This window comes from Caecibacteroides pullorum, from assembly GCF_019239235.1.
Classification (GTDB): Bacteria; Bacteroidota; Bacteroidia; order Bacteroidales; family Bacteroidaceae; genus Bacteroides; species Bacteroides pullorum.
The window spans coordinates 16,809-40,246 of the sequence record NZ_JAAZTS010000002.1 but is presented as its reverse complement, the minus strand read 5'-3'; the positions used below and the strand labels follow the sequence as shown (position 1 = coordinate 40,246).

17 protein-coding genes are annotated in these 23,438 nt (G+C 46.0%); all 17 read left to right on the top strand.

The features are described from left to right. Position 1 precedes the first annotated feature (1 nt). On the top strand, positions 2-1,426 hold the full coding sequence (locus HF894_RS02060; protein ID WP_204970918.1) for a lipopolysaccharide biosynthesis protein: 1,425 nt from the start codon (positions 2-4) through the stop codon (positions 1,424-1,426). Then, positions 1,407-2,396: a hypothetical protein gene (locus HF894_RS02055; protein WP_204970917.1), complete on the top strand. Its 990-nt coding sequence runs from the start codon at positions 1,407-1,409 to the stop codon at positions 2,394-2,396. The genes HF894_RS02060 and HF894_RS02055 overlap by 20 nt, the downstream gene beginning before the upstream one ends. After that, positions 2,393-3,514, top strand: coding sequence for a UDP-galactopyranose mutase (gene glf, locus HF894_RS02050; RefSeq protein ID WP_204970916.1), 1,122 nt, complete (start codon positions 2,393-2,395; stop codon positions 3,512-3,514). The genes HF894_RS02055 and glf overlap by 4 nt, the downstream gene beginning before the upstream one ends. Positions 3,515-3,826: 312 nt before the next feature. Continuing rightward, the gene (locus HF894_RS02045; protein WP_246593102.1) at positions 3,827-4,099 is read left to right on the top strand and encodes a hypothetical protein; all 273 of its coding nucleotides are present in this window, start codon (positions 3,827-3,829) and stop codon (positions 4,097-4,099) included. A 79-nt stretch (positions 4,100-4,178) separates the two neighbouring features. Next, the gene (gene tnpC / locus HF894_RS02040; RefSeq protein ID WP_204970915.1) at positions 4,179-5,861 is read left to right on the top strand and encodes an IS66 family transposase; all 1,683 of its coding nucleotides are present in this window, start codon (positions 4,179-4,181) and stop codon (positions 5,859-5,861) included. Positions 5,862-5,983: 122 nt separating this feature from the next. Then, entirely contained in the window at positions 5,984-6,883 is a 900-nt protein-coding gene (locus HF894_RS02035) for a glycosyltransferase family 2 protein (RefSeq protein ID WP_204970914.1), read from the top strand. A 204-nt stretch (positions 6,884-7,087) separates the two neighbouring features. Further along, positions 7,088-8,416, top strand: coding sequence for a nucleotide sugar dehydrogenase (locus HF894_RS02030; RefSeq protein ID WP_204970913.1), 1,329 nt, complete (start codon positions 7,088-7,090; stop codon positions 8,414-8,416). A gap of 33 nt (positions 8,417-8,449) precedes the next feature. Continuing rightward, positions 8,450-9,235 (top strand): glycosyltransferase family 2 protein, encoded by a 786-nt coding sequence (locus tag HF894_RS02025; protein WP_204970912.1) that lies wholly within the window; start codon positions 8,450-8,452, stop codon positions 9,233-9,235. Positions 9,236-9,276: 41 nt separating this feature from the next. Then, positions 9,277-9,888: a sugar transferase gene (locus tag HF894_RS02020; protein WP_204970911.1), complete on the top strand. Its 612-nt coding sequence runs from the start codon at positions 9,277-9,279 to the stop codon at positions 9,886-9,888. Positions 9,889-9,902: 14 nt separating this feature from the next. Next, positions 9,903-11,147, top strand: coding sequence for a DegT/DnrJ/EryC1/StrS family aminotransferase (locus HF894_RS02015; protein ID WP_204970910.1), 1,245 nt, complete (start codon positions 9,903-9,905; stop codon positions 11,145-11,147). Positions 11,148-11,181: 34 nt separating this feature from the next. Further along, on the top strand, positions 11,182-13,086 hold the full coding sequence (locus HF894_RS02010) for a polysaccharide biosynthesis protein (RefSeq protein ID WP_204970909.1): 1,905 nt from the start codon (positions 11,182-11,184) through the stop codon (positions 13,084-13,086). A 179-nt stretch (positions 13,087-13,265) separates the two neighbouring features. Then, positions 13,266-13,742, top strand: a complete 477-nt coding sequence (locus HF894_RS02005) for a Panacea domain-containing protein (protein WP_021846768.1) — start codon at positions 13,266-13,268, stop codon at positions 13,740-13,742. Between the two features lie 5 nt (positions 13,743-13,747). Then, positions 13,748-14,602, top strand: coding sequence for a hypothetical protein (locus HF894_RS02000; RefSeq protein WP_021846767.1), 855 nt, complete (start codon positions 13,748-13,750; stop codon positions 14,600-14,602). Positions 14,603-14,696: 94 nt separating this feature from the next. Beyond that, positions 14,697-15,914: a DUF2264 domain-containing protein gene (locus tag HF894_RS01995; protein ID WP_246593115.1), complete on the top strand. Its 1,218-nt coding sequence runs from the start codon at positions 14,697-14,699 to the stop codon at positions 15,912-15,914. A gap of 60 nt (positions 15,915-15,974) precedes the next feature. Beyond that, entirely contained in the window at positions 15,975-17,303 is a 1,329-nt protein-coding gene (locus HF894_RS01990) for a UDP binding domain-containing protein (RefSeq protein WP_021846765.1), read from the top strand. Positions 17,304-17,307: 4 nt separating this feature from the next. Next, complete coding sequence (locus HF894_RS01985) at positions 17,308-20,496, top strand: UvrD-helicase domain-containing protein (RefSeq protein ID WP_204970907.1); 3,189 nt, start codon at positions 17,308-17,310, stop codon at positions 20,494-20,496. A 44-nt stretch (positions 20,497-20,540) separates the two neighbouring features. Further along, a complete protein-coding gene (locus HF894_RS01980; RefSeq protein ID WP_204970906.1) occupies positions 20,541-23,435 on the top strand; it encodes a PD-(D/E)XK nuclease family protein in 2,895 nt (964 codons plus the stop codon). Positions 23,436-23,438: the final 3 nt, after the last annotated feature.

Genomic DNA, 23,438 nt, shown 5'->3' with positions numbered 1-23,438 from the left:
TATGGGAAAGTACAATAAACTAGGTGTTAATATCATAACCTTTCTAATAGGAAATATGGGGAGTAGATTAATCCAATTTCTATTCATTCCCCTATATACTTATTGGCTAACCACCTATGAATATGGTATTATAGACACAGTAATGATTACTGTATATCTATGTACTCCTTTTGCTTCTTTGAGTATTCACGATGCATTATTACGTTACATGTTAGACAAGGATAGTAATCGGAGTAAAATCTATACAATTTCTTGTATAATAGGTACTATAGGCTCTCTTCTATTTTTATCCAGCATATTGGTATTCAAACATATAGAAATATTAAAGCCATATTGGATATATTTCTATGTATACATGGTAATATCTGTATTCTTCAATATACAATTGGCCTATATTAGAGGATTGGAACAGAATAAACTTTATTCAGCATTAGGTATTATTTCAACATTACTTCAAGCAATTGGAATTGTCTTATTTGTCGGATATTTCCATTATAGCATTAAAGGATACTTACTTGCAATGATTATCTCATATGGTTTAACACTGTTTTTATCCATCTTCATAACAAGAAGTTGGCGATATTTTTCGATTACAGAAATAAATAAAACCGATATTAAAAATATGCTTGCATATAGTATTCCTCTAGTACCTAACGCAATCATGTGGTGGATTATCAATTCATCAGATAAATATTTGATATTATATTATTTGTCTGCTGAAGAAAACGGGTTATTTGCTATTTCTACTAAGATACCAATGATTATCAATATCGTTTACCAAATCTTTTTAATGGCTTGGCAGATTTCAGTAATTGAAGAACATAATAAGGAAGGAAAAGAGCATTTTTATCATAAAATATATACACTAATTATTTCAGGCCTATTTTTATCTGCATCTTTTATCATGATTTTTATCAAACCAGCTGTTAATACATTTTTATCGACAGCATATAATGAAGTTTGGTACTATATTCCTATCCTCTTAATTAGTACAATATTTGCTTGTTTGGCTGGTTTTTATGGATCATTTTATGTTGCTTTCAAGAGAACAAAAGGTGTTTTAAAAACATCTATTGTATGCGCTGTTATTAATGTTATATTCAATTTGCTAAGTATAAGATATTGTGGTTTATGGGGCGTATCGTTAGCTAGTTTCCTCAGTTTTTTTATTTTATACATCTATCGTATATATGATACAAGAAAAATGGTATCCATTCCATCTGAAAAAAAATTAGTATTTTCTAATCTAATCATTGTGTTTATTCAAATTCTTACCATATATCTCGTAAACAACTATCTGTCTATTATTTTGTTGTCGATTCTATTTGTTGCTGCAATCATTATAAATCGCAATATAATTAAAGAGACTACTATAATGGTAAAACAACTTATTCATAAAAATAATCATGAGAAAAGTACAATATAATGTCGTTGAACGCGATACTAGAAATGCCTCAGGTAAAGCAAAAAAAGATGTATGCAAAATTCTATCAAATAGCAATTATCAATATTTATATCGTCCCTCCAATAATAGATATTTGCGTATTATACAACAAATAATAGCTATCAGTAAACTTAAAAAAGAGGAATATTTATTTGTACAATATCCCGCCAACCTTGATATTTGTTATAAATACCTAAAATCAAAGACATGTTTGAAATTCGTCATCATTCATGATTTAGAATCTCTTCGTGGAACAAAAAATATACAAAAAGAGATATCTATATTAAATGAATTCAATGCAGTAATTAGTCATAATGCTCAAATGAGCCATTATCTTAAATTAAATGGGCTTACTACAGAAATTTTTGATTTAGAAATTTTTGATTATCTAATGACTAATCCTTTTCAAGTAATATCAACTCATAATAAAAAGGAAGTGACATTTGCTGGAAATCTAGCAAAATCTACTTTTTTGCAAGAAATAGGTCGTTTAGCCAACCTTAAATTCCTGATATACGGTGCACCTATAACAGATTTGGATAAAATTACAAAAAATGAGAATGTCGAATATGCAGGAGTTTATACATCTGAAAAGTTAATAGAAAACCTACACGGTGGATGGGGATTGGTATGGGACGGAGATTCTATAGACACTTGTAATGGTATCAGTGGTGAATACATGAGATATAATTGTCCTCATAAAGTATCTATGTATATAGTTGCAGAACGCCCTATAATTATTTGGCGTCAAGCAGCAATAGCCAATTATATAATAGAAAACAACTTAGGTATAGCAGTAGATACTCTATATGATATTGACAAAGTCATAGATTCTATTAATGAAGATATGTATCAAGATATCCTTTGTGCAGTACGTATAGAAAAAGAAAAGTTAATTCACGGTTACCATCTTAATACTTTATTAAAACAAATTGAGAATAAATATTTATGAAAAAAGATTTTTTGGTTGTTGGTGCGGGATTATATGGAGCAGTTTTTGCTCGTGAAGCTACAGATCATGGGAAAACAGTCTTAGTTATAGATAAGCGCTCACACATTGGTGGAAATGTCTATACAGAAAAAATTGAAGATATTCATGTGCATAAATATGGCGCACATATATTTCATACCAATAATCAAATAGTATGGAATTACATTAACCGCTTTGCATCTTTCAACAACTTTGTTAATAGTCCAATTGCAAATTACAATGGTGATATATATTCATTGCCTTTTAATATGTATACATTTAATAAAATGTGGGGAGTTACAACACCACAAGAGGCAATGAGAATAATAGAACAACAAAGAAAAGAAGCCAACATCATCGTACCACAAAATCTGGAAGAACAGGCAATCTCACTTGTAGGTATTGATATATATGAGAGACTTATAAAAGGGTATACTGAAAAACAATGGGGAAGGCCGTGTTCAAAATTACCAGCATTTATTATTAAAAGACTTCCTGTTAGATTTACATATGACAACAACTATTTTAATGCCCTTTATCAAGGTATCCCTATAGGAGGATACACCCAATTAGTTAAAAATATATTAAATGGTATTGAAGTATTAACAGATAGTGATTATTTAAAAAATAAAACAGAATGGGATAGAAAGGCTGATAAAATAGTATATACAGGATCTATTGACACTTTTTATAATTATTCTTTAGGAGAACTTCAATATCGTTCCGTTCGCTTTGAAGAAGAAATTCTCAACATCTCTAATTTTCAAGGAAATGCTGCAGTAAATTATACCGACACAAAAACGCCTTGGACAAGAATTATTGAACATAAATGGTTTGAATTTGGGAAAAACAATCTTGGTGAAGACATTCCACATACAATTATTAGTCGTGAATATAGCACAGAATGGCATTTGGGCAATGAACCATATTATCCAATAAATGATGATTATAATATAAAATTATATAATCGATATAAAGCTTTAGCCGATAAAGAAAAGCATGTAATATTTGGTGGTCGACTTGGCGAATATAAATATTATGACATGGATCAAGTCATTTATTCAGCCTTAGAGAAAAGTAAACAATTGCTAAATTTATAACCACACAAATGATAAATCACTATAAGTACAAAAAATAGACCTCCTCTCCAACAATTATAAAGGTGGTTTCTGCAGCTGTGATGCTCTGAAGGAATTTGAGTAACCGATAGATAAAGGCTCTGTAGACGAACCAATATAATATGTAAGCGTCCAATTTTGACGTCTTGCCCTGAAGTACAAAAAAAACTCGACCTTCACTGCTGTAATCAAAAACTCAGTAAACATGTATAGCAGCAGTGATTTTGAGCATTTGTTCATCCGTTACAAAGCGGAGACGATACCGCAAAAGGCGAGTCCGTCCAGGACTTCTGTTTGAAAAACAAAGTACCCTACAATCTGTTTCACAAATGGAACAAGGATACCCGACATCACATTGTCCCAGTACAGGTAGAAGGACAACAAGTGGAGCAAGAATCGGAAAAGGATCTTTCAGCTTCCACCCCATCCATGGGAGGTGCCTTGTCATCCCCTACGGTGAGATTCATGATAGATATCCATATGACGGGTGGAATGCACATACAGCAACGGAACTTAAGCTACGAGGGTTTGAAGAACCTGGTAGAGAAGCTGGAGGTGCTATGTTAAACATTACAGGAATGAACAGGTTTTATTACCTGCGAAACTTCCATGATATGCGCTGCAAATATGGCAAAGGGGAGATGATATGAATTCCATGGAAAAATCAATGTTGCTTGACGAACTTTTTGCCTTACGCAAGGCTGACAAGGAACGTGAAGCAAAGCTTCTGGAAAAGCTTGACCGTATGACCGAGCAGCTGCTGGCTCTGAATGAAAATTCCCAGCGATTACTGAGACAAAATGATGAGCTGAAACGTATGCTGTCGGATCGTGATGCCTTGATAGAAAAGCTCCGGAAGGAGAATGCCGCCTTGAAGGAACAGAAGAAGCTTTCAGACAAGAACCGCTTCGACGGCAAGACCCAGAAACTTTCGTCCAAGAACCGTGGTTCCGATTCCCGCGAAGCTGACAAGGAAGATTTTGACGGCAGTTCCACTCCCAACCTTCCTTCGGAGGAGAGGGGAACGGACATTCCGTCATCTGCTGGTAGTAAACAGGAACGGCCATACCGCCAGGGAATTTCTTACAAACGTATGAAGGCAGATAAGTCCGTGTGCCATGATTTCGATTTCTGCCGTTTGCCGAAAGAAGCTGTTATTATCAAGACATTCCACAAGTATTCCTACGAGCAAGTGAGCTATATTCTGGAGCACAGGTATCAGGTTGTCCGTTACAAGCTGCCGGACGGTAGAATCTGCGAAGGCTACCTTTCCAAAGATGGAGGCCCCGATTACATGGATGTAGTTCCGGGGACCCACGCATCCGCTGATTTCCTGGCCCATCTGGCCTTCAACCATTTTGTGCTGAATGTACCTTATTACCGTGAGATGTACCGTCTGAATGACCATGGCATGTTCCTGAGCCGCATGACCCTGACCAACTGGCTTGAGAAAGGTGCAGGGTTTACCAAGAGACTGGTTGAAACGCTCAAGAATATGGCCATGGAGAAAGATGCCATCGTGAACTGCGACGAGACCTGGTGCAAGGTGAAGGTACAGGACCGTTATCGCAAAAGATATATCTGGTGTCTGGTCAACCGTGAAGAGAAGATTGTCATCTACTGTTATGAGGAAGGTTCCCGCAGCCGTGATGCCCTGAAGAACATTTTGGGCGACCGGCAGATCAAGGCGCTGCAGTCGGACGGCTACAATGTGTACATGTATCTGGAAGACAGGCTGTACGACACGGAACACCTCTGCTGCTTGGCCCATGCGCGCGCCAAGTTCGTGTATGCCTACGAGCAGGGCGGTGACCTGAATGCGAAACAGATGCTGGAATACATCGGCTGGTTGTATGGGCAGGAAGACAGTTATCGCCAGTCCGGTCTAACAGCTGAAGAGATAACCCGACAGCGGAATTCCCTGCGGACAAAGGAAGTCATCGGTCGCATGCGCAGTTTTCTGAATGTGCTGACTTCGGAGGGTCATCCTCCCCGTGGAGATCTGATGGAAAAGGCGGTCAATTACCTGAAGAACTTCTGGAATCAGATATTCGCTTACTTGAAAGACGGCCGCTACAGTATCGACAATACCATTGCGGAGCGTTTCATCCGTCCCTTGGCGGGTGAGCGGAAGAACTCGTTGTTCTTTGGCAGTAACCGCATGGCGAATGTGTCGGCCGCCTATCATACGTTGATATCTACTTGCCGGGCCAACGGTATCTCCGCCCTGGCTTATTTGAAGAATCTTTTCCGTGAGGTGGTCAAAGGGCGCAGGGATTATGAGAACTTGCTACCGATAACCATTGGAATCAACACTAACAAACTTTAAAAATCAAGTCCGGTTTTTGAAAACTTTAAGAGGAAAGCTTCCTAAAGGGGCTTTCCCTATGGGATACGTCAAAATTGGACGCTTACATCAAAATTAAGCGCATACAACTTTTTCATACCATTATGTTAAGTAAATTGTTAGTTCTAAAAAATGTAGTTGCTGGATATTTGTATAAATGGCTTGTTGATAGTCATCTTTTTAGTATTCCATCATTGCCAACTAAAAAGAAAGCAGAAGGGCGTTATATAGTTTCTTTAACTTCTTATGGACGTAGAGTTAAAACATCAGTCGTTTATTATTCCATTGTTTCTATTTTGCGACAATCTATGCCTCCTGATCATATTGTCCTATGCTTAGATAAAACTCTCTGGAATGATGGAAATTTACCACCAAAATTAAAAAAGTTAAAACATAAAGGCTTAGAAGTACTGTATTGTGAGGATATGCGTTCTTATACAAAGCTTATTCCTAGTTTAAAAAAATATCCTAATGATTATATAATCACAGTAGATGATGATATAATTTATACAAGAGACACGATAGAGCGTCTAACACATGCTAGTAACAAAACTCCTGATGCAATTTGTTGTTTAAATGCTAGTAAACCAATTATCAAAAATGGTTATGCAGCTATGTATGAAAATTGGATGCAATACAAAAAAAACACTATTGGATATAATCTAATTTTCCCTTGTGGAGTCGGTGGAGTGTTATATCCACCTCATTCTTTAGATTTACTTGCTATGGATGATAAAATGTTTAAAAAATTGTGTCCTTATGCAGATGATGTTTGGTTTTGGTATTGTGGAATGTTAAAACAAACTTTAAAACATGTAGTATATAAACATAAATCTGATTATTCGTTTGATGCATTATATCAATATTTCCATCGAGGCACAGCATTAACACATTCAAACAGATATGAGCATCAAAATGATAATCAAATCCGAACTGTATTTGATTATTTTGGAGTTAGGCTGGATAAAGATGGTTATTTAGTTAAAAATACTGCATTGAAATAATGATTTTGATTTCACATAAAATTTGAGGTATTTATATTATTGCTTAGTCTGGTTAACTCCACAAGATACTTATTAAGAAGATTAAGACTATACAAACTGGTCAAGGTGTATATTATAAATATTTCTTATCTGTTAACCGATGACGAAGTATAATTTGTCACTTATTCTCGTATTACACCCAAATACGACATAATTTATTTATTTATGTATAGTTATAAAATTGCCGTAGCCGGTACCGGTTACGTAGGACTTTCTATTGCCACATTGCTGGCTCAGCATCATCATGTAGTGGCAGTGGACGTTGTTCCTGAAAAGGTGGAGAAAATCAATAACCGTATCAGTCCGATACAGGATGAGTACATAGAAAAGTATTTGGCGGAGAAACCGCTTAGTTTGACAGCTACTTTGGATGGACGTTCTGCTTATAAAAATGCGGATTTTGTCGTAATCGCTGCTCCGACAAATTATGACCCGGTAAAGAACTACTTTGATACCAGTCATGTAGAAGAGGTGATTGATCTCGTGCTGGAGGTAAATCCTGATGCGGTGATGGTGATAAAGAGTACCATCCCTGTAGGGTATTGCCGTAGTCTGTATGTGAAGTATGCGGAAAAATTCAGGAATACGCCAGCTTTACAAGGGAAGAAATTTAATCTGCTTTTTTCGCCGGAGTTTCTGCGTGAAAGCAAGGCATTGTATGACAATCTTTATCCCAGTCGTATCATTGTAGGTTATCCTAAGCAGATAGAGGGTAGAGATGAAGAGAATGCGGCTATTAAAGCCATTGCGGGGGAGCATCTGGAAGAAAAGGCAAAACAATTTGCTGCCTTGTTGCAGGAAGGTGCTATTAAAGAGAATGTAGATACTTTGTTCATGGGACTGAAGGAGGCAGAGGCTGTGAAACTTTTTGCCAATACTTATCTTGCCCTGCGTGTATCTTATTTCAACGAACTGGATACGTATGCAGAGGTAAAGGGATTGGATACACAGGCTATTATTGATGGTATCTGTCTGGATCCTCGTATCGGTACACATTATAACAATCCGTCTTTTGGTTATGGCGGATATTGTTTGCCGAAAGATACGAAACAGTTGTTGGCCAATTATGCAGATGTACCCGAAAACTTGATTCATGCCATTGTGGAATCGAATCGTACCCGTAAGGACTTCATTGCAGATCAAGTGTTGAAGAAAGCTGGCTACTACGATTACTATAATCGAGGAGATTTTAATCCCTCTCAGGAAAAACAATGCGTGGTTGGGGTATTTCGTCTGACCATGAAATCTAATAGCGATAATTTCCGCCAGAGTTCCATTCAAGGTGTGATGAAGCGTATCAAAGCAAAAGGAGCGACAGTGATTATCTATGAACCCACATTGGAGGACGGAAGTACTTTCTTCGGATCTAGAGTCGTTAATGATTTGGATGAATTCAAACGGCAATCAAATGCTATTATTGCTAATAGATATGATGGTTGTTTGGATGATGTACAGGAGAAGGTTTATACAAGAGATATTTTTAGAAGAGATTAAAATTTGCTTTTAAGACTATACTAAATACAAACAATGAAGGATTTTGGATTAGTATCAATTATTACACCGACATGGAATTGTGCTCGATTTATTGAAAAAACTATTCAATCTGTCCAAGCGCAAACTTATCAAAATTGGGAAATGATAATTGTAGATGATTGCTCTACTGATGATACTTATGAAGTGGTAAAACCATACATAGATAAAGATAATCGTATTAAGTATAGATGCAATGAAAAAAATAGTGGAGCAGCTATTACAAGAAATAATGCGTTGAAAATAGCTCATGGTAGGTGGATTGCTTTTTTAGATAGTGATGATTTATGGAAATCTGATAAATTAGAAAAACAGCTTTCTTTTATGCACAATCATTCCTTGTGTTTTTCCTATACGAATTATGTTGAGATAGATGAAAATTCCAAAGAATTAGGTGTAAAAGTAACTGGGCCTCAAAAGATTAATTATTTTGGTATGTATGCTTATTGTTGGCCTGGTTGTTTGACTGTTATTTATGATTCCTCTGTAGTCGGTCTAATCCAAATTGAGGATATAAAGAAGAATAATGATTATGCAATGTGGCTGAAAGTTATTCGTAAAGCTAGGTCATGCCATTTATTAAATGAAACTTTAGCTTTCTATCGAAAACGTGTAGGTTCTATAAGTAATCATAGCTATATGTCATTAATTATATGGCATTATAATTTATTTAGAGAAGCTGAGCATAGATCTATAATAACATCCATATTTTGTGTATTCATTAATTTATGCGCAGGCGTACTGAAGAAAATATTATTCGTCAAGAATTATAACACACTTTAAAAAGAGTGCATCAGCTGTTACATTGCAAACCAAATATAAATATGTTATTAAAATTCCTATTTGACCGCATTGTTTCCTTTGCTGGTTTATTAATTCTATGGCCACTATTGTTAATTGTTGCCATATTGATTAAAATAAAGATGCCAGGTGGCCCAGCTTTCTTTGTTCAAAAGCGTGTAGGACGCAATGGAAAGCTATTTACAATGTATAAATTTCGGTCAATGACCGTTCATCATTCCGGTAGTTCTATATCGGTGAAAGGTGAAAGCCGTATTACTCCTTTCGGAGCAAAACTAAGGAAATATAAACTGGATGAATTGCCCGAGCTTTGGAATGTACTTATCGGCGATATGAGTTTTGTAGGTCCACGTCCAGATGTTCCCGGTTATGCGGATGCCTTAACCGGAGATGACAGGGAGGTCTTAAAACTTCGTCCTGGAATAACAGGACCTGCATCATTGAAATATCGGAATGAAGAAGAACTCCTGGCACAACAGGCTGATCCAATTCAATACAATGATGAAGTTATTTTCCCAGATAAGGTACGAATAAACCGTTATTATTTACATCACTATTCGTTTATCAAAGATATTCAAATGATAATCTGTACTGTCTTTGGAAAACGAATGATGTACAATGGAGAATTGATATAAAAACTATATAAGTTATGGATCAAAAACGTATTTACCTTTGCCTGGCTCACATGAGCGGCAACGAAATGAAGTATATCCAGGAGGCTTTCGACACGAACTGGGTGGTGCCTCTGGGACCGAACGTAAACGGCTTTGAAGCGGACTTGAAGGCGTTTGCCGGAGAGAACAAGGAAGTAGTAGCATTATCAGCCGGTACGGCAGCAGTACACCTGGCCCTTTTGGCTTGCGGCGTAAAGCCAGGAGACGAGGTGTTGGTACAGACGTTTACGTTCTGTGCTTCATCGCACCCAGTGACGTACCTGGGTGCTACGCCGGTATTTGTGGATTCGGAACCGGACACGTGGAACATGGATCCGCAACTGCTGGAAACCGCCATCAAAGACCGCATGGAGAAGACGGGACGGAAACCGAAGGCTATCGTGCCGGTCTATCTCTACGGCATGCCTGCGAAGATTGATGAAATCATGGCGGTGGCGGAGAAATATGACATCCCCGTCATCGAAGATGCTGCGGAAGGACTGGGAAGCCGCTACGACGGAAGGGTATGCGGTACGTTCGGACGATACGGAGTATTGTCGTTCAACGGGAACAAGATGATCACGACCTCGGGAGGCGGAGCACTGATTTGCCCGGACGAGGCAGCCAAGCAGAAAATCATGTTCTACGCCACGCAAGCTCGCGAGTCGTATCCGTACTACCAGCATGAAGAGATCGGGTACAACTACCGCATGAGCAACATCTGTGCGGGTATCGGACGCGGACAGATGACGGTACTGAACGAACACATCGCCCATCACCAGCACATCGCCAAGCTATACAAGGAACTGCTGGCTGACGTGAAGGGCATCACACTGCACGAAAATCCGTCACCCCGCTACGACAGCAACTACTGGCTGAACACAATTCTGCTGGACGAGGACTTGAAGGTGAAAGGAGAAGAACGGGCGTATGCGGCAGCCATACAGGGAGCCGTAGGAGGCGCAGCAGGCGTGACACACGAGGCAAAGACACTACATACGGACTGCGAACCGAACCGCAACGTGGAAGCCATGCGCATGGCACTGGACGAAGCAGGCATTGAAAGCCGCCCGCTATGGAAGCCGATGCACAAACAACCGGTGTACCGGAACAATCCGTGCTACGTGAACGGAGTGAGCGAAGCGCTGTTCAAGCGGGGACTGTGCTTGCCCAGCGGGCCGTGCGTGACGGACGAAGACGTGCGCTACATTGTAGAGCAGATGAAGGCTTGCCTGCAATAAAAAGGAAAAAAGAACTAAACTAAGAAACTATAACATGAAAAAATTTGTCAGAAGGTATTTATCGGTCAATGTATTGCCCATCTGGATGATACTGGCCATGGACGTGGTGATGATAGGACTCTCCCTCCTACTGGCATACGCGCTGCGATATGACTTCAGCAGCCGGGTGCTGGACTCAGCCACGATGTGGAGAACCATGGGGCTAACGATGGTGGTGAGCCTGGTGTTCTTCAAGATGTTCCGCACGTATTCGAGCGTACTAAGACTGTCGTCGTTTGTGGATATCGCACGAATCTTTGTGGCCTTGTTCGTGTCGTACACGGCAATGGCTCTGGCATGTATGGTGGCTCCGCTGGTAACAGATATCAGACTGGCTCCGGTGAACGTGATACTGATGGCGTTCATCATCAACTTTGCCCTGATGGCCAGCTCGAGGGTGATCGTGAAAATGATGTTTGAAACAATAAAGGCGGGAGGCTCGTCGCAGACGAACATCTTCATCTACGGCGCCAAGGAAGCCGGTGTGAACATAGCGAAATCGCTGAGGGTGTCGATGAGAGAACGATACCGGCTGAGAGGATTCATCGCTGACGAACCGGACCTGTATGACAAGTTGATCATGGGGGTACGGGTATTCCCGAACGACGAAAACCTGTTTGACATCCTGGCACAGAAGGGAGTGAAGACGATTATCGTTTCGCCCGCCAAACGGAACGAACTGAAAAAGGAGGAGAACCTGGACCGCTTCCTGAAACATAACATCAAGCTGCTGACAGCCCCTCCCCTGAGCGAATGGAACCAACGGGGACTGGAAAGCGGGGACATCAAGGAAATACAGATAGAGGACCTGCTGCAAAGGGACCCGATACAGATAGACATACGGAAGGTGGCTTCGCACCTGGAAGGGAAACGGGTGATGATAACGGGAGCGGCAGGATCGATAGGCAGCGAAATCATGCGACAGGTGGCTACGTTCAACCCGTACAAGCTGATACTGGTGGACCAGGCAGAAACGCCGCTGCACGACATCCGGCTGGAACTGATGGACAAATGGCGTAACCTGGACGCGGAAACCATCGTGGCGGACATCGCCAACCAGACACGTATGGAGGCTATCTTCGAGGAATTCAGACCGCAATACATCTTCCACGCAGCGGCGTACAAGCACGTGCCGATGATGGAGGACAACGTATCGGAATCTATCCAGACAAACGTGGCAGGAACGCGCATTCTGGCGGATCTGGCAGTGAAATATAAGGCGGAGAAGTTTGTGATGATCTCGACGGACAAGGCGGTGAACCCGACGAACGTAATGGGATGTTCGAAACGTATCTGCGAAATCTACGTGCAGAGTCTGGCGAAGAAACTGCAGAAGGAAGGGGGACACGTGACACAGTTTATCACGACACGCTTCGGAAACGTACTGGGATCGAACGGATCGGTAATTCCACGATTCAAGGAGCAGATCAGACGCGGAGGGCCGGTAACAGTGACGCATCCGGACATCATCCGCTACTTCATGACCATCCCCGAAGCCTGCCGACTGGTACTGGAAGCGGGAAGCATGGGCAATGGCGGAGAAATCTACATCTTCGACATGGGCAAACCGGTGAAGATTGTGGACCTGGCCAAACGCATGATCAGCCTTTCGGGACGTACGGACGTGAAGATTGAGTTCACGGGCCTGCGCCACGGAGAGAAGCTGTACGAAGAACTGCTGAACGTGAAGGAGCTGACGAAGCCTACCTATCACGAGAAAATCATGATAGCGACGGTGAGAGAATATGACTACGACGAGGTGAAAGACCGCATACAGCACCTGATAGACGTGAGCTACTCGTACGACCAGATGAAAATCGTAGCGGCCATGAAAGACCTGGTACCGGAATTTATCAGCAAGAATTCTTGCTTCGAGGCACTGGACAAGAAAGAAGAATAAAATTCAAGTTATGAAAACAGGGAACTCCCGGCAGACTGTAAAAGGTTTGTTGGGAGTTTCTATTTTCGGGAGAAGCCGAAAAGGTCATGAAGGGTAAAACGCAGAAAAGCAAGATTTCACTTTTATATTTCTCCCATTCTTCGTATATTTGTTCTCAGAATAACCAGTCGGAGAAAATTATGGAGAAAGTGACAACAATAGCATCGTATATTTATCAGCGATACCAACAGGACTACGGCAAACGCATGGATGAGATGAAGTTGCACAAACTTCTGTATTTTGTCCAGCGGGAAGCGATTATACAAACGGATGAACCGATGTTCAAGGAACAGTTTGAGGCGTGGAAATATGGACCTGTAATGGTAGAGATAAGACGTATGTATAAAGATGGTTGCCTTACAGAGAAATTACCCCAAACATACATTGAAAAATACAAAAGCGTCTTTGACATGGTATTCTCTACTTATGCACAAAAGGATTCATGGAGTCTGAGCAGCATCACGCATGGAGAATACAGCTGGGGACAGGCGCGAAAAGGTATCCACGAAGACGAGAACTGCGACAAACTGATTGACACTGATGATATCAGAAAGGATGCGGAAAGAGTAAAAATCCGTAGGTTCCTCTACAAAAAGCTCAATTGTCCAACTGTATAACGGATATGAAAATAACCGAGCAACAAAAAGAAGCCATCTTCTCGCTCACGTGTGAACGCTTGTCCACTAACGAGGATAATTTACGTTGCGTAGTAGATTTTTCCAATCGTAATGAAAATCTGGTACGCACACTTCAAAACGAAGCATTCGAAGAAGATGAGAAAGGGAATATTGCATATTATGTAATCAAGCATCCAAACGGGAATATACTCTTCTACTTTTCACTAAAATGCGGTTCGCTTTATGAAAGTATCAGAGGAATGGACTCGCTGCAAAAAGCTCGCGAACTTTACAATTCAGTGATCGAACTAAAAGATGATCCAGAGCTAAGCGACAGTGACAAAATTCTGTTCGACTCAATCATTGAACGGATCAGGACAGGCAAAGGATTGATAAAAAACGAACTAGCACAAATATCCTACACGAAGAAAAACCAAATCATAAAAGAACTGGAACATCAGTCTGAAGATGACTTGAAAAGAGTAGGTAAAACATTTGCAGGAGTAGAAATCGTACACTTCTGTGCCAACGAAAATCATCGAAATGATTGGAGTAGCCTCAAGACTGATCAAAAAATGGGAGTCGTAATATTTTGGAGTTTTATTGTACCCAAAATACAAGAAGTGATAAAACACATCGGATGTGAATATATATACCTTTTTGCCGCGGATACGACTCCTGACGAAAATCTAGTCAACTACTACAAAGCTTTTCTGGGATTCGAGAATACGAATGATTATGGAACTACTATATCATTATATGACTATGGATGCAAATTCATGTATCAAAAGACTGAATTCCTAACGAAAAAACAAATGGATTTCTTCGATAATTTCAACCGTGACGAAGATGCTGTGTAAAACAAGCTCTATCAGAAAAACCTCACAGTCAACTTAAAAACGGTTTTCCTTATGTATTTACTTTAAATCGTAATTTGGCATGAATCTGAAAAAAATGATTGCCGTATGTGCGGCACTGGCAGTGACGGTGGTGACGGCATCGGCACGAGACAAGAAACAACCAACGGGAATGGAAGACAGACAGATGTGGGTGAACACACTGGTGAAAATAGCGGATCCGGTACTGAGCAACCTAGCGAACAATACGCTGCGGGAAAACATGCCGCAGGAGTCGCTGGACACGAAGAGGGTACACCGATTTTCGCACCTGGAAGCGGTGGGACGCACGCTGTGTGGCATAGCGCCCTGGCTGGAGCTGGGAGCGGACGAGACGGAAGAAGGTAAGCTGCGCGGCAAATACATAGAAATGACACGAAAGGGACTGGCCAACGCGGTGGATCCGGATTCGCCTGACTACTTGGACTTCGGCACGCCTTCGCAACCGCTGGTGGACGCGGCGTTTCTGGCACAGGGACTGCTGCGCGCACCGAAACAGCTATGGGGAGGCCTGGACGAGAAAACACGCGAACGCATGATCACGGAGCTGAAACGCTCGCGCGGCATCAAGGCTTTTGAGAACAACTGGCTGCTGTTTGCCTCGATGGTGGAGGCGGCCCTGCTGGAGTTTACCGGCGAATGTGACCTGGACCGGCTGACGTATGGCGTATTCCGCTTCCGCGACAACTGGTATAAGGGGGACGGGGTATATGGAGACGGACCCAGCTATCATGCGGACTATTACAACAGCTTCGTGATTCATCCGATGCTGACGGATGTGCTGAAGGTGATGAAGAAGCATGGGCTGGCGGGATCGGACTTTCTGTCCAAACAGCTGAAACGCCAAGCACGCTATGCGGAACAGCTGGAACGCATGATCTCACCAGAAGGGGCGTATCCGGCAGTGGGACGCTCTATCACGTACCGCGTGGGGGCTTTTCATGCGCTGGCACACGCGGCACTGCTACACGAGCTTCCGAAGACGGTGGCTCCGGCTCAGGTGCGCTGCGGACTGACGGCTGTCATCGCCCGACAGTTTGCCGCTCCACGGACGTTCGACGAGAAGGGATGGCTGCGCATCGGCTTTGCAGGAAGCCAGATCAACATGTCGGAAACGTATATCAACACGGGAAGCGTGTATCTCTGTACGTTCGTCTTCCTGGCTCTGGGACTGCCGGCAACGGATCCGTTCTGGACGGAGCCTTTCACTCCCTGGACGGGCCTGAAGGCATGGAACGGCGAGGACGTGATGGCAGACCATGCGATCGGTGACTGACAGAGGTTCGGCAAAAATGTGTATCTTTGTATTCAAGAAGGAAAAACAACAATGAAAGATATGAAAGACTATAGAATAGCCGTGGCCGGAACAGGCTACGTGGGACTGTCGATCGCAACGCTGCTGGCACAGCATCACCAGGTGAAGGCGGTGGACGTGATTCCGGAAAAGGTGGAGAAGATAAACAAACGGATCAGCCCGATACAGGACGAGTATATCGAAAAGTATCTGGCGGAAAAGGAACTGAACCTGACGGCTACGCTGGACGGACGTGAGGCTTACCGGGACGCGGACTTCGTGGTGATAGCGGCTCCGACGAACTATGACCCGGTGAAGAACTACTTCGACACAAGCCACGTGGAAGAGGTGATAGACCTGGTGCTGGAGGTGAACCCGGACGCGACAATGGTGATCAAGAGTACGATTCCGGTGGGATACTGCCGAAGCCTGTACGTAAAATATGCACGGGTGTTCAAGAACTCCCCTGCCCTACAGGGAAAGACGTTCAACCTGCTGTTCTCGCCGGAATTCCTCAGGGAGAGCAAGGCGCTGTATGACAACCTGTATCCGAGCCGGATCATCGTGGGCTATCCGAAGCTGATCGAGGGACTGGACGAGGAGAACGAGGCCATCCGCACCATTGCCGGCAAGAACCTGGAGGAAAAGGCACGGGAGTTTGCGGCCCTGCTGCAGGAAGGTGCCATCAAGGAGAACGTGGACACGCTGTTCATGGGCCTGAAGGAGGCGGAGGCGGTGAAGCTGTTCGCCAACACGTACCTGGCCCTGCGCGTGAGCTACTTCAACGAGCTGGACACGTATGCGGAGGTGAAGGGACTGGACACGAAGGCCATCATCGACGGCATCTGCCTGGATCCACGCATCGGGACGCACTACAACAACCCGAGCTTCGGCTACGGGGGGTACTGCCTGCCGAAAGACACGAAGCAACTGCTGGCCAACTATCGGGACGTGCCGGAGAACCTGATACACGCCATCGTGGAGAGCAACCGGACGAGAAAGGACTTCATCGCGGACCAGGTGCTGCACAAGGCGGGGTATTACGACTACTACAACCGGGGGGACTATAACCCGGCGGAGGAACGGACGTGTACGATCGGGGTGTACCGACTGACCATGAAATCGAACAGCGACAACTTCCGGCAAAGCTCGATCCAGGGAGTGATGAAGCGCATCAAGGCGAAGGGAGCGACGGTGATCATCTACGAACCGACGCTGGAGAACGGGACGACGTTCTTCGGATCGGTGGTGGTGAACGATCTGGAAGCCTTCAAACGGCAATCGAACGCCATCATTGCGAACCGATACGACGCATGTCTGGACGACGTGAGAGGAAAGGTGTATACGAGGGACCTGTTTAATAGGGACTGAGTATATGGAGCTACTGGTCTACAAAGCATCGGCAGGGTCGGGAAAGACGTTTACACTGGCCGTAGAATATATCAAGCACCTGATTGAGAACCCCAGGGCGTACCGGCAGATTCTGGCGGTGACCTTCACGAACAAGGCTACGGCGGAGATGAAGGAACGCATCGTGCAGCAGCTGTACGGCATCTGGAAGGGAGACCGGGACTCGGAAGCGTACCTGAACCGCATCCGGGAGGACCTGAAGGAAGACATGGACACGGAGGAGCTGAGGAAAAGGGCCGGCATGGCCCTGCAGTACATGCTGCATGACTACAGCCGCTTCAGGGTGGAAACGATCGACTCGTTCTTCCAGTCGGTAATGAGAAACCTGGCAAGGGAACTGGAACTGACTCCCAACCTGAACATCGAACTGAACAACACGGAGGTGCTGGACGAAGCGGTAGACAGCCTGATAGAGAAACTGACGCCGGACGCTCCGGTCATGGGTTGGCTGCTGGACTACATCAACGAACGCATCGCGGACGACAAGCGATGGAACGTATCGGACGAAATAAAGAGCTTCGGACGGAACATCTTCGACGAAAGCTACCTGGAGAAAGGCGGACTGCTGAGAGAATGCCTGAAGGAGCCGCAGCTGATGAAGCTGTACAAGGAGGCGCTGAAGGAGCTGGAAACGGAAGCGCTGGAGCAGATGAAGGCCTTCAACGACCAGTTTGAAGGAGAGTTGGAGGGATACGGGCTGGCTCCGGAGGACCTGAAGAACGGCTCGAGAGGCATCGGGAGCTACTTCCGCAAACTGAGAGACGGACGACTGAGCGACAAGGACGTGGTGAACACAACGCTACAGGGATGTCTGGCCAACGCGGACAACTGGAGCACGAAGTCGTCGAAGCAACGGAAAGAAATCACGGCACTGGCGGAACGCAGCCTGATGCCGCTGCTGCAGGAAGCGGAACGCATGAGGCCGCAACGGTGCCGGACGGTGAACAGCTGCCGCCTAACACGCCAGCACCTGAACAAACTGCAACTGCTGAACCACATAGACGAGGAGGTGAAGACGCTGAACAGGGAGCAGAACCGCTTCCTGCTGTCGGACACGAACGCCCTGCTGCACCGGCTGGTGAGGGAGGGAGACTCGTCGTTCGTCTTCGAAAAGATAGGAGCCAGCATCCGGAACGTGATGATCGACGAATTCCAGGACACGAGCCGGATGCAATGGGACAACTTCCGCCTGCTGTTGCTGGAAGGACTGGCCCAGGGGGAAGACAGCCTCATCGTGGGCGACGTGAAACAGTCGATCTACCGCTGGCGAAACGGTGATTGGAGAATCCTGAACGGACTGAAGAAAAGCCTGGGACACTTCCCCATCCGACTGGAGACACTGAAGGTGAACCGACGAAGCGAGGCAAACGTGACGGACTTCAACAACCGGGTATTCAGAGAGGTGGTGGACTACCTGAACAGCCTGCACCTGGCTGAACTGAAAACGGAATGCAGGGAGCTGAAGGAAGCGTACGAGGACGTGGAACAGGAGTCGGCCAAGGAGAAGGCACGGGGATACGTGCGGGTGGAATTCCTGGAACCGGACGAGGAAAGGGACTACACGGAAGCTACCTTGCAGGCGCTGGGCGAAGCGGTGGAGGAACTGCTGGCCGAAGGTGTGAAACTGAACGACATGGCTATCCTGGTGCGCAAGAACAAGAATATCGCACCGATTGCAGACTACTTCGACCGGGAGCTGAAGGTGCCGATCGTATCGGACGAGGCATTCCGGCTGGACGCCTCGCAAGCGGTGTGCATGCTGGTGGACGCCCTGCGCTATCTGTCGGACGCGACGGACGGGGTAGCACTGGCTTCGCTGGTGATGAACTACCGCACGGGGGTGAAGGAACAGGAAGGAAATACGGACAATCTGCTGGCCGGAGACATGGAAAAGCTGCTGCCAGAAGGACTGACCACACGGCGGGAGGAACTAAGGCTGATGCCCCTGTACGAACTGCTGGAGGAGCTGTTCGGCCTGCTGGAAGTGAAACGGCTGGAGAAGCAGGACGCTTATCTCTTTGCCTTCTTCGACGCGGTGACGGACTACCTGCAGAACCACTCGTCGGACCTGGACGGATTTCTGCACTACTGGGACGAGAAACTGTGCATGAAGACCATCCCGAGCGGAGAGCTGGAAGGCATCCGCATCTTGTCTATCCACAAGTCGAAAGGACTGGAATTCCACACGGTGCTGATCCCCTTCTGCGACTGGAAAACGGAAAACGAAACGAACAACCAGCTGGTGTGGTGCTCGCCGAAAGAGAAGCCCTACAACGGACTGGGACTGGTACCGGTGAATTATTCGCCCCTGATGGCAGAATCGGTGTATCGGGAAGATTACCTGGAAGAGCGGCTGCAGCTGTGGGTGGACAACCTGAACCTGCTATACGTGGCTTTTACGCGTGCGGGAAAGAACCTGCTGGTGTGGAGCCGGAAGGGACAACGGGGAACCATGGCGGAACTGCTGGGCTATGCCCTACCCCGCCTGGCCGAAGGAGGACACGGCACATGGGACGAAGAGGACGGACGGTATGAACGGGGAGCCTTGTGTAACTCGGAAGAAAAAGAAGAAAAACAGACAGGCAACCGGCTGGCACAAAAAGCTACGAAAAGGCCGGTAGCCATGGAAAGCCTGAAACACGAAATAGAGTTCAGGCAGTCCAACCGTTCGGCAGACTTCATAGCGGGCGTGGACGAAGAGGAGTCGGAACAGCGCTTCATCAACCGCGGACGACTGCTGCACACGCTGTTCTCGGCTATACGGACGGAAGCGGACATCGAGGATGCCATCAGCAGGCTGGTGTTCGAAGGCGTAATAGGACGGCAGGAAACGGAAGACGAAATCAGGGAACTGACGAAACAGGCTTTCGAACTGCCACAGGTGAAGGAATGGTACGACGGGACATGGAGGCTGTTCAACGAATGTGACATCATCTGGAAGGAGAACGGGGAACTGAGGACCCGACGTCCGGACCGCGTGATGATGAAAGACGGACGGATGGTGGTGGTGGACTTCAAATTCGGAAAGCCCAGCAAGAAATACAACCGTCAGGTGAAAGACTACATGCAGCTGCTGACGCGCATGGGATATGACCCGAAACAGATGGAAGGATATCTGTGGTATGTGACGGAAGGAAGGACGGAGAAGGTGTGAGGTATTAATTCTCAATTTTCCATTTTCAATTATCAATTCATATTATGGAAACATTTCTGCAACTGGTTGCACAGGACCTATATAAGAAAACAGGAAACGACTTGAGCCGGACGGTGGTCGTCTTCCCAAACAAAAGAGCAAGCCTGTTCTTCAACGAACAGCTGGCCGCACAAAGCGACCGTCCGCTGTGGTCGCCAACCTACGTGAGCATCAGCGACCTGTTCCGCCAACTGTCACCCTGGAAAGCGGGAGATCCCATCCGGCTGGTGTGTGAACTCTACCGGGTGTTCCGCGAAGAAACGAAAAGCGAAGAGACATTGGACGACTTCTACTTCTGGGGAGAGCTGCTGATCAGTGACTTTGACGATGTAGATAAGAACCTGGTGGACGCAGACCGGCTCTTCGGCAACCTGCAGGATCTGAAGAACATCATGGACATCCCCGACTACCTGAGTCAGGAACAGGAGGAGGCAATACAGGAATTCTTCCGAAACTTCTCCATCGAGAAGCGGACGGAACTGAAGGAAAAATTCATCAGCTTGTGGGACAAGCTGGGAGACATCTACCGGCACTACCGCAAACGGCTGGCGGAGCTGGGCATTGCCTACGAGGGCATGATGTACCGCCAGGTGATGGAGGAACTGAACACGCAACGGCTGGACTACGACCGCTATGTGTTCGTAGGCTTCAACGTACTGAACCGGGTGGAACAGGCGTTCTTCCTGCGCCTGCAAGAGGCTGGAAAGGCCTGGTTCTACTGGGACTACGACGTGTTCTACACCCGACGTCCGTCCGAAGCCAATCCGCCCTACAAGCACGAAGCCGGCGAGTTTATCCTGCGCAACCTGAAACTGTTTCCGAACCAGCTGCCGGAAAGCTGTCTGGACGTAATGAGCCGGCCCAAGCAGATACGTTTCCTCTCGGCACCTACGGAAAACGCACAGGCACGCTTCTTGCCCCAATGGATGAAGGGACTGGAACTGCCGGAGGGAGCACAACAGAAGGAGAATGCCGTGGTGCTGTGCAACGAGGCTATGCTTGTGCCCGTGCTTCACACCCTGCCCGAAGAGGTGAAGGACGTGAACATCACCATGGGTTTCCCCCTAGCACAGACACCGGTGTACAGCTACATCAACGCCCTGACAGAACTCCAGACCGACGGTTACCGGGCAGACAGCGGACGCTACGTCTACGAAGCGGTGATGGCGGTACTGAAGCATCCGTACGTCAGACAGTTGTCGGCCGAAGCTGAAAAGCTGGAACGGAGACTGACAAAAGACAACCGCTTCTATCCCCTGCCCTCGGAACTGAAGGCAGACGCGTTCCTGGAACAGGTGTTCACTCCGCAGAACGGACAGAAAGCCCTCTGTACCTGGCTGACGGAACGGATCAAAGACGTATCGGTCCTGTATCGGAACGAGCCGGAAGAGGAAGGAAAAGACATCTTCGGACAACTGTACCGGGAATCACTCTTCAAAAGCTATACCCTCGTGAACCGCCTGCTGAATCTGCTGGAGACGGGTGAGCTGGAAGGAGTGCGGACAGGTACCCTGAAACGGCTGATGAACCGCCTGCTGACGGCAGCCAACATTCCCTTCCACGGCGAACCGGCCATCGGCATGCAGGTAATGGGCGTACTGGAAACGAGAAACCTGGACTTTAAAAACCTGATTGTGCTGTCGCTCAACGAAGGACAACTGCCCAAGGCGGGAGGCGAATCGTCGTTCATCCCCTACAACCTGCGCAAGGCATTTGGCATGACAACCATCGAACACAAGAATGCCGTGTATGCCTATTACTTCTACCGCCTGATGCAACGGGCGGAGAACGTGACGCTGATGTACAACACATCGACCGACGGACTGAACCGGGGAGAGATGTCGCGCTTCATGCTGCAGTTTCTGGTGGAATGGCCGCATGAAATCCGACGGGAGTATCTGGAAGCAGGGCAATCGCCCCAGGCAGAACGGACGATCCGTGTGGAAAAGACCGAAGAAATGGTGGAACGGATGTGTCAACGATACAACGTGGAAAAGCATCCGAAAGCTTTCTTCTCGCCCTCGGCACTGAATACGTACCTGGACTGCCGGCTGCGCTTCTACTACCGTTATGTAGCAGGGCTGAAACTGCCCGAAGAGGTAACGGCGGAGATAGACTCGGCCCTGTTCGGCACCATTTTCCACCGTTCGGCAGAACTGGTGTACACCGAACTGACAGAACACGGAAAGGAAATCCGCAAAGAAGACCTGGAACGGCTGCTAAAGAATGAAGTGAAACTACAGGGATACGTGGACCGGGCATTCAAGGAAGAATTCTTCCACGTACCGGAAGAGGAACAACCGGAATACAACGGTACGCAACTGATACACGCACGGGTGATTGCCTCGTACCTGCGGCAGTTGCTGCGCAACGACCTGAACTATGCCCCCTTCAGCATGGAAGGCATGGAACAGGAGGTGAAAGAGGTAATGGAAATAGACACACCAGCCGGAAAACTGAAGATACAGATCGGTGGAACCATCGACCGCATGGACAGCAAGGATGACACCCTGCGCATCGTGGACTACAAGACGGGAGGAGCGCCCAAGACACCGGAAAACATAACCCAACTGTTCACTCCGGCAGAGGGAAGACCCAACTACATTTTCCAGACATTCCTGTATGCAGCCATCCTTTGCCGCAAACAGGCGAAGAAAGTGGCTCCTGCCCTGCTCTACATCCACCGGGCTGCGCAGGACACTTACTCACCGGTCATCGAAATGGGAGCGGCACGCCAACCGAAACAGCCCGTGAACAACTTCAGCTTCTACGAAGATGAATTCCGCGAAAGGCTTCAGCAACTACTGGAAGAAATATTCAGCCTGCATACGCCATTCGATCAGACAGAACAGACACGGCAGTGTGAATACTGTGACTTCAGGCGTCTGTGCAGGCGATAAAGA

Coding starts and splice junctions, on each gene's coding strand:
- HF894_RS02010 (WP_204970909.1), top strand. CDS start 11,182: ATGAAAAAATTTGTCAGAAGGTATTTATCGGTCAATGTATTGCCCATC.
- glf (WP_204970916.1), top strand. CDS start 2,393: ATGAAAAAAGATTTTTTGGTTGTTGGTGCGGGATTATATGGAGCAGTT.
- HF894_RS02025 (WP_204970912.1), top strand. CDS start 8,450: ATGAAGGATTTTGGATTAGTATCAATTATTACACCGACATGGAATTGT.
- HF894_RS02030 (WP_204970913.1), top strand. CDS start 7,088: ATGTATAGTTATAAAATTGCCGTAGCCGGTACCGGTTACGTAGGACTT.
- HF894_RS01980 (WP_204970906.1), top strand. CDS start 20,541: ATGGAAACATTTCTGCAACTGGTTGCACAGGACCTATATAAGAAAACA.
- HF894_RS02015 (WP_204970910.1), top strand. CDS start 9,903: ATGGATCAAAAACGTATTTACCTTTGCCTGGCTCACATGAGCGGCAAC.
- HF894_RS01985 (WP_204970907.1), top strand. CDS start 17,308: ATGGAGCTACTGGTCTACAAAGCATCGGCAGGGTCGGGAAAGACGTTT.
- HF894_RS01990 (WP_021846765.1), top strand. CDS start 15,975: ATGAAAGACTATAGAATAGCCGTGGCCGGAACAGGCTACGTGGGACTG.
- HF894_RS02000 (WP_021846767.1), top strand. CDS start 13,748: ATGAAAATAACCGAGCAACAAAAAGAAGCCATCTTCTCGCTCACGTGT.
- HF894_RS01995 (WP_246593115.1), top strand. CDS start 14,697: ATGATTGCCGTATGTGCGGCACTGGCAGTGACGGTGGTGACGGCATCG.
- HF894_RS02005 (WP_021846768.1), top strand. CDS start 13,266: ATGGAGAAAGTGACAACAATAGCATCGTATATTTATCAGCGATACCAA.
- HF894_RS02060 (WP_204970918.1), top strand. CDS start 2: ATGGGAAAGTACAATAAACTAGGTGTTAATATCATAACCTTTCTAATA.
- tnpC (WP_204970915.1), top strand. CDS start 4,179: ATGAATTCCATGGAAAAATCAATGTTGCTTGACGAACTTTTTGCCTTA.
- HF894_RS02055 (WP_204970917.1), top strand. CDS start 1,407: ATGAGAAAAGTACAATATAATGTCGTTGAACGCGATACTAGAAATGCC.
- HF894_RS02035 (WP_204970914.1), top strand. CDS start 5,984: ATGTTAAGTAAATTGTTAGTTCTAAAAAATGTAGTTGCTGGATATTTG.
- HF894_RS02020 (WP_204970911.1), top strand. CDS start 9,277: ATGTTATTAAAATTCCTATTTGACCGCATTGTTTCCTTTGCTGGTTTA.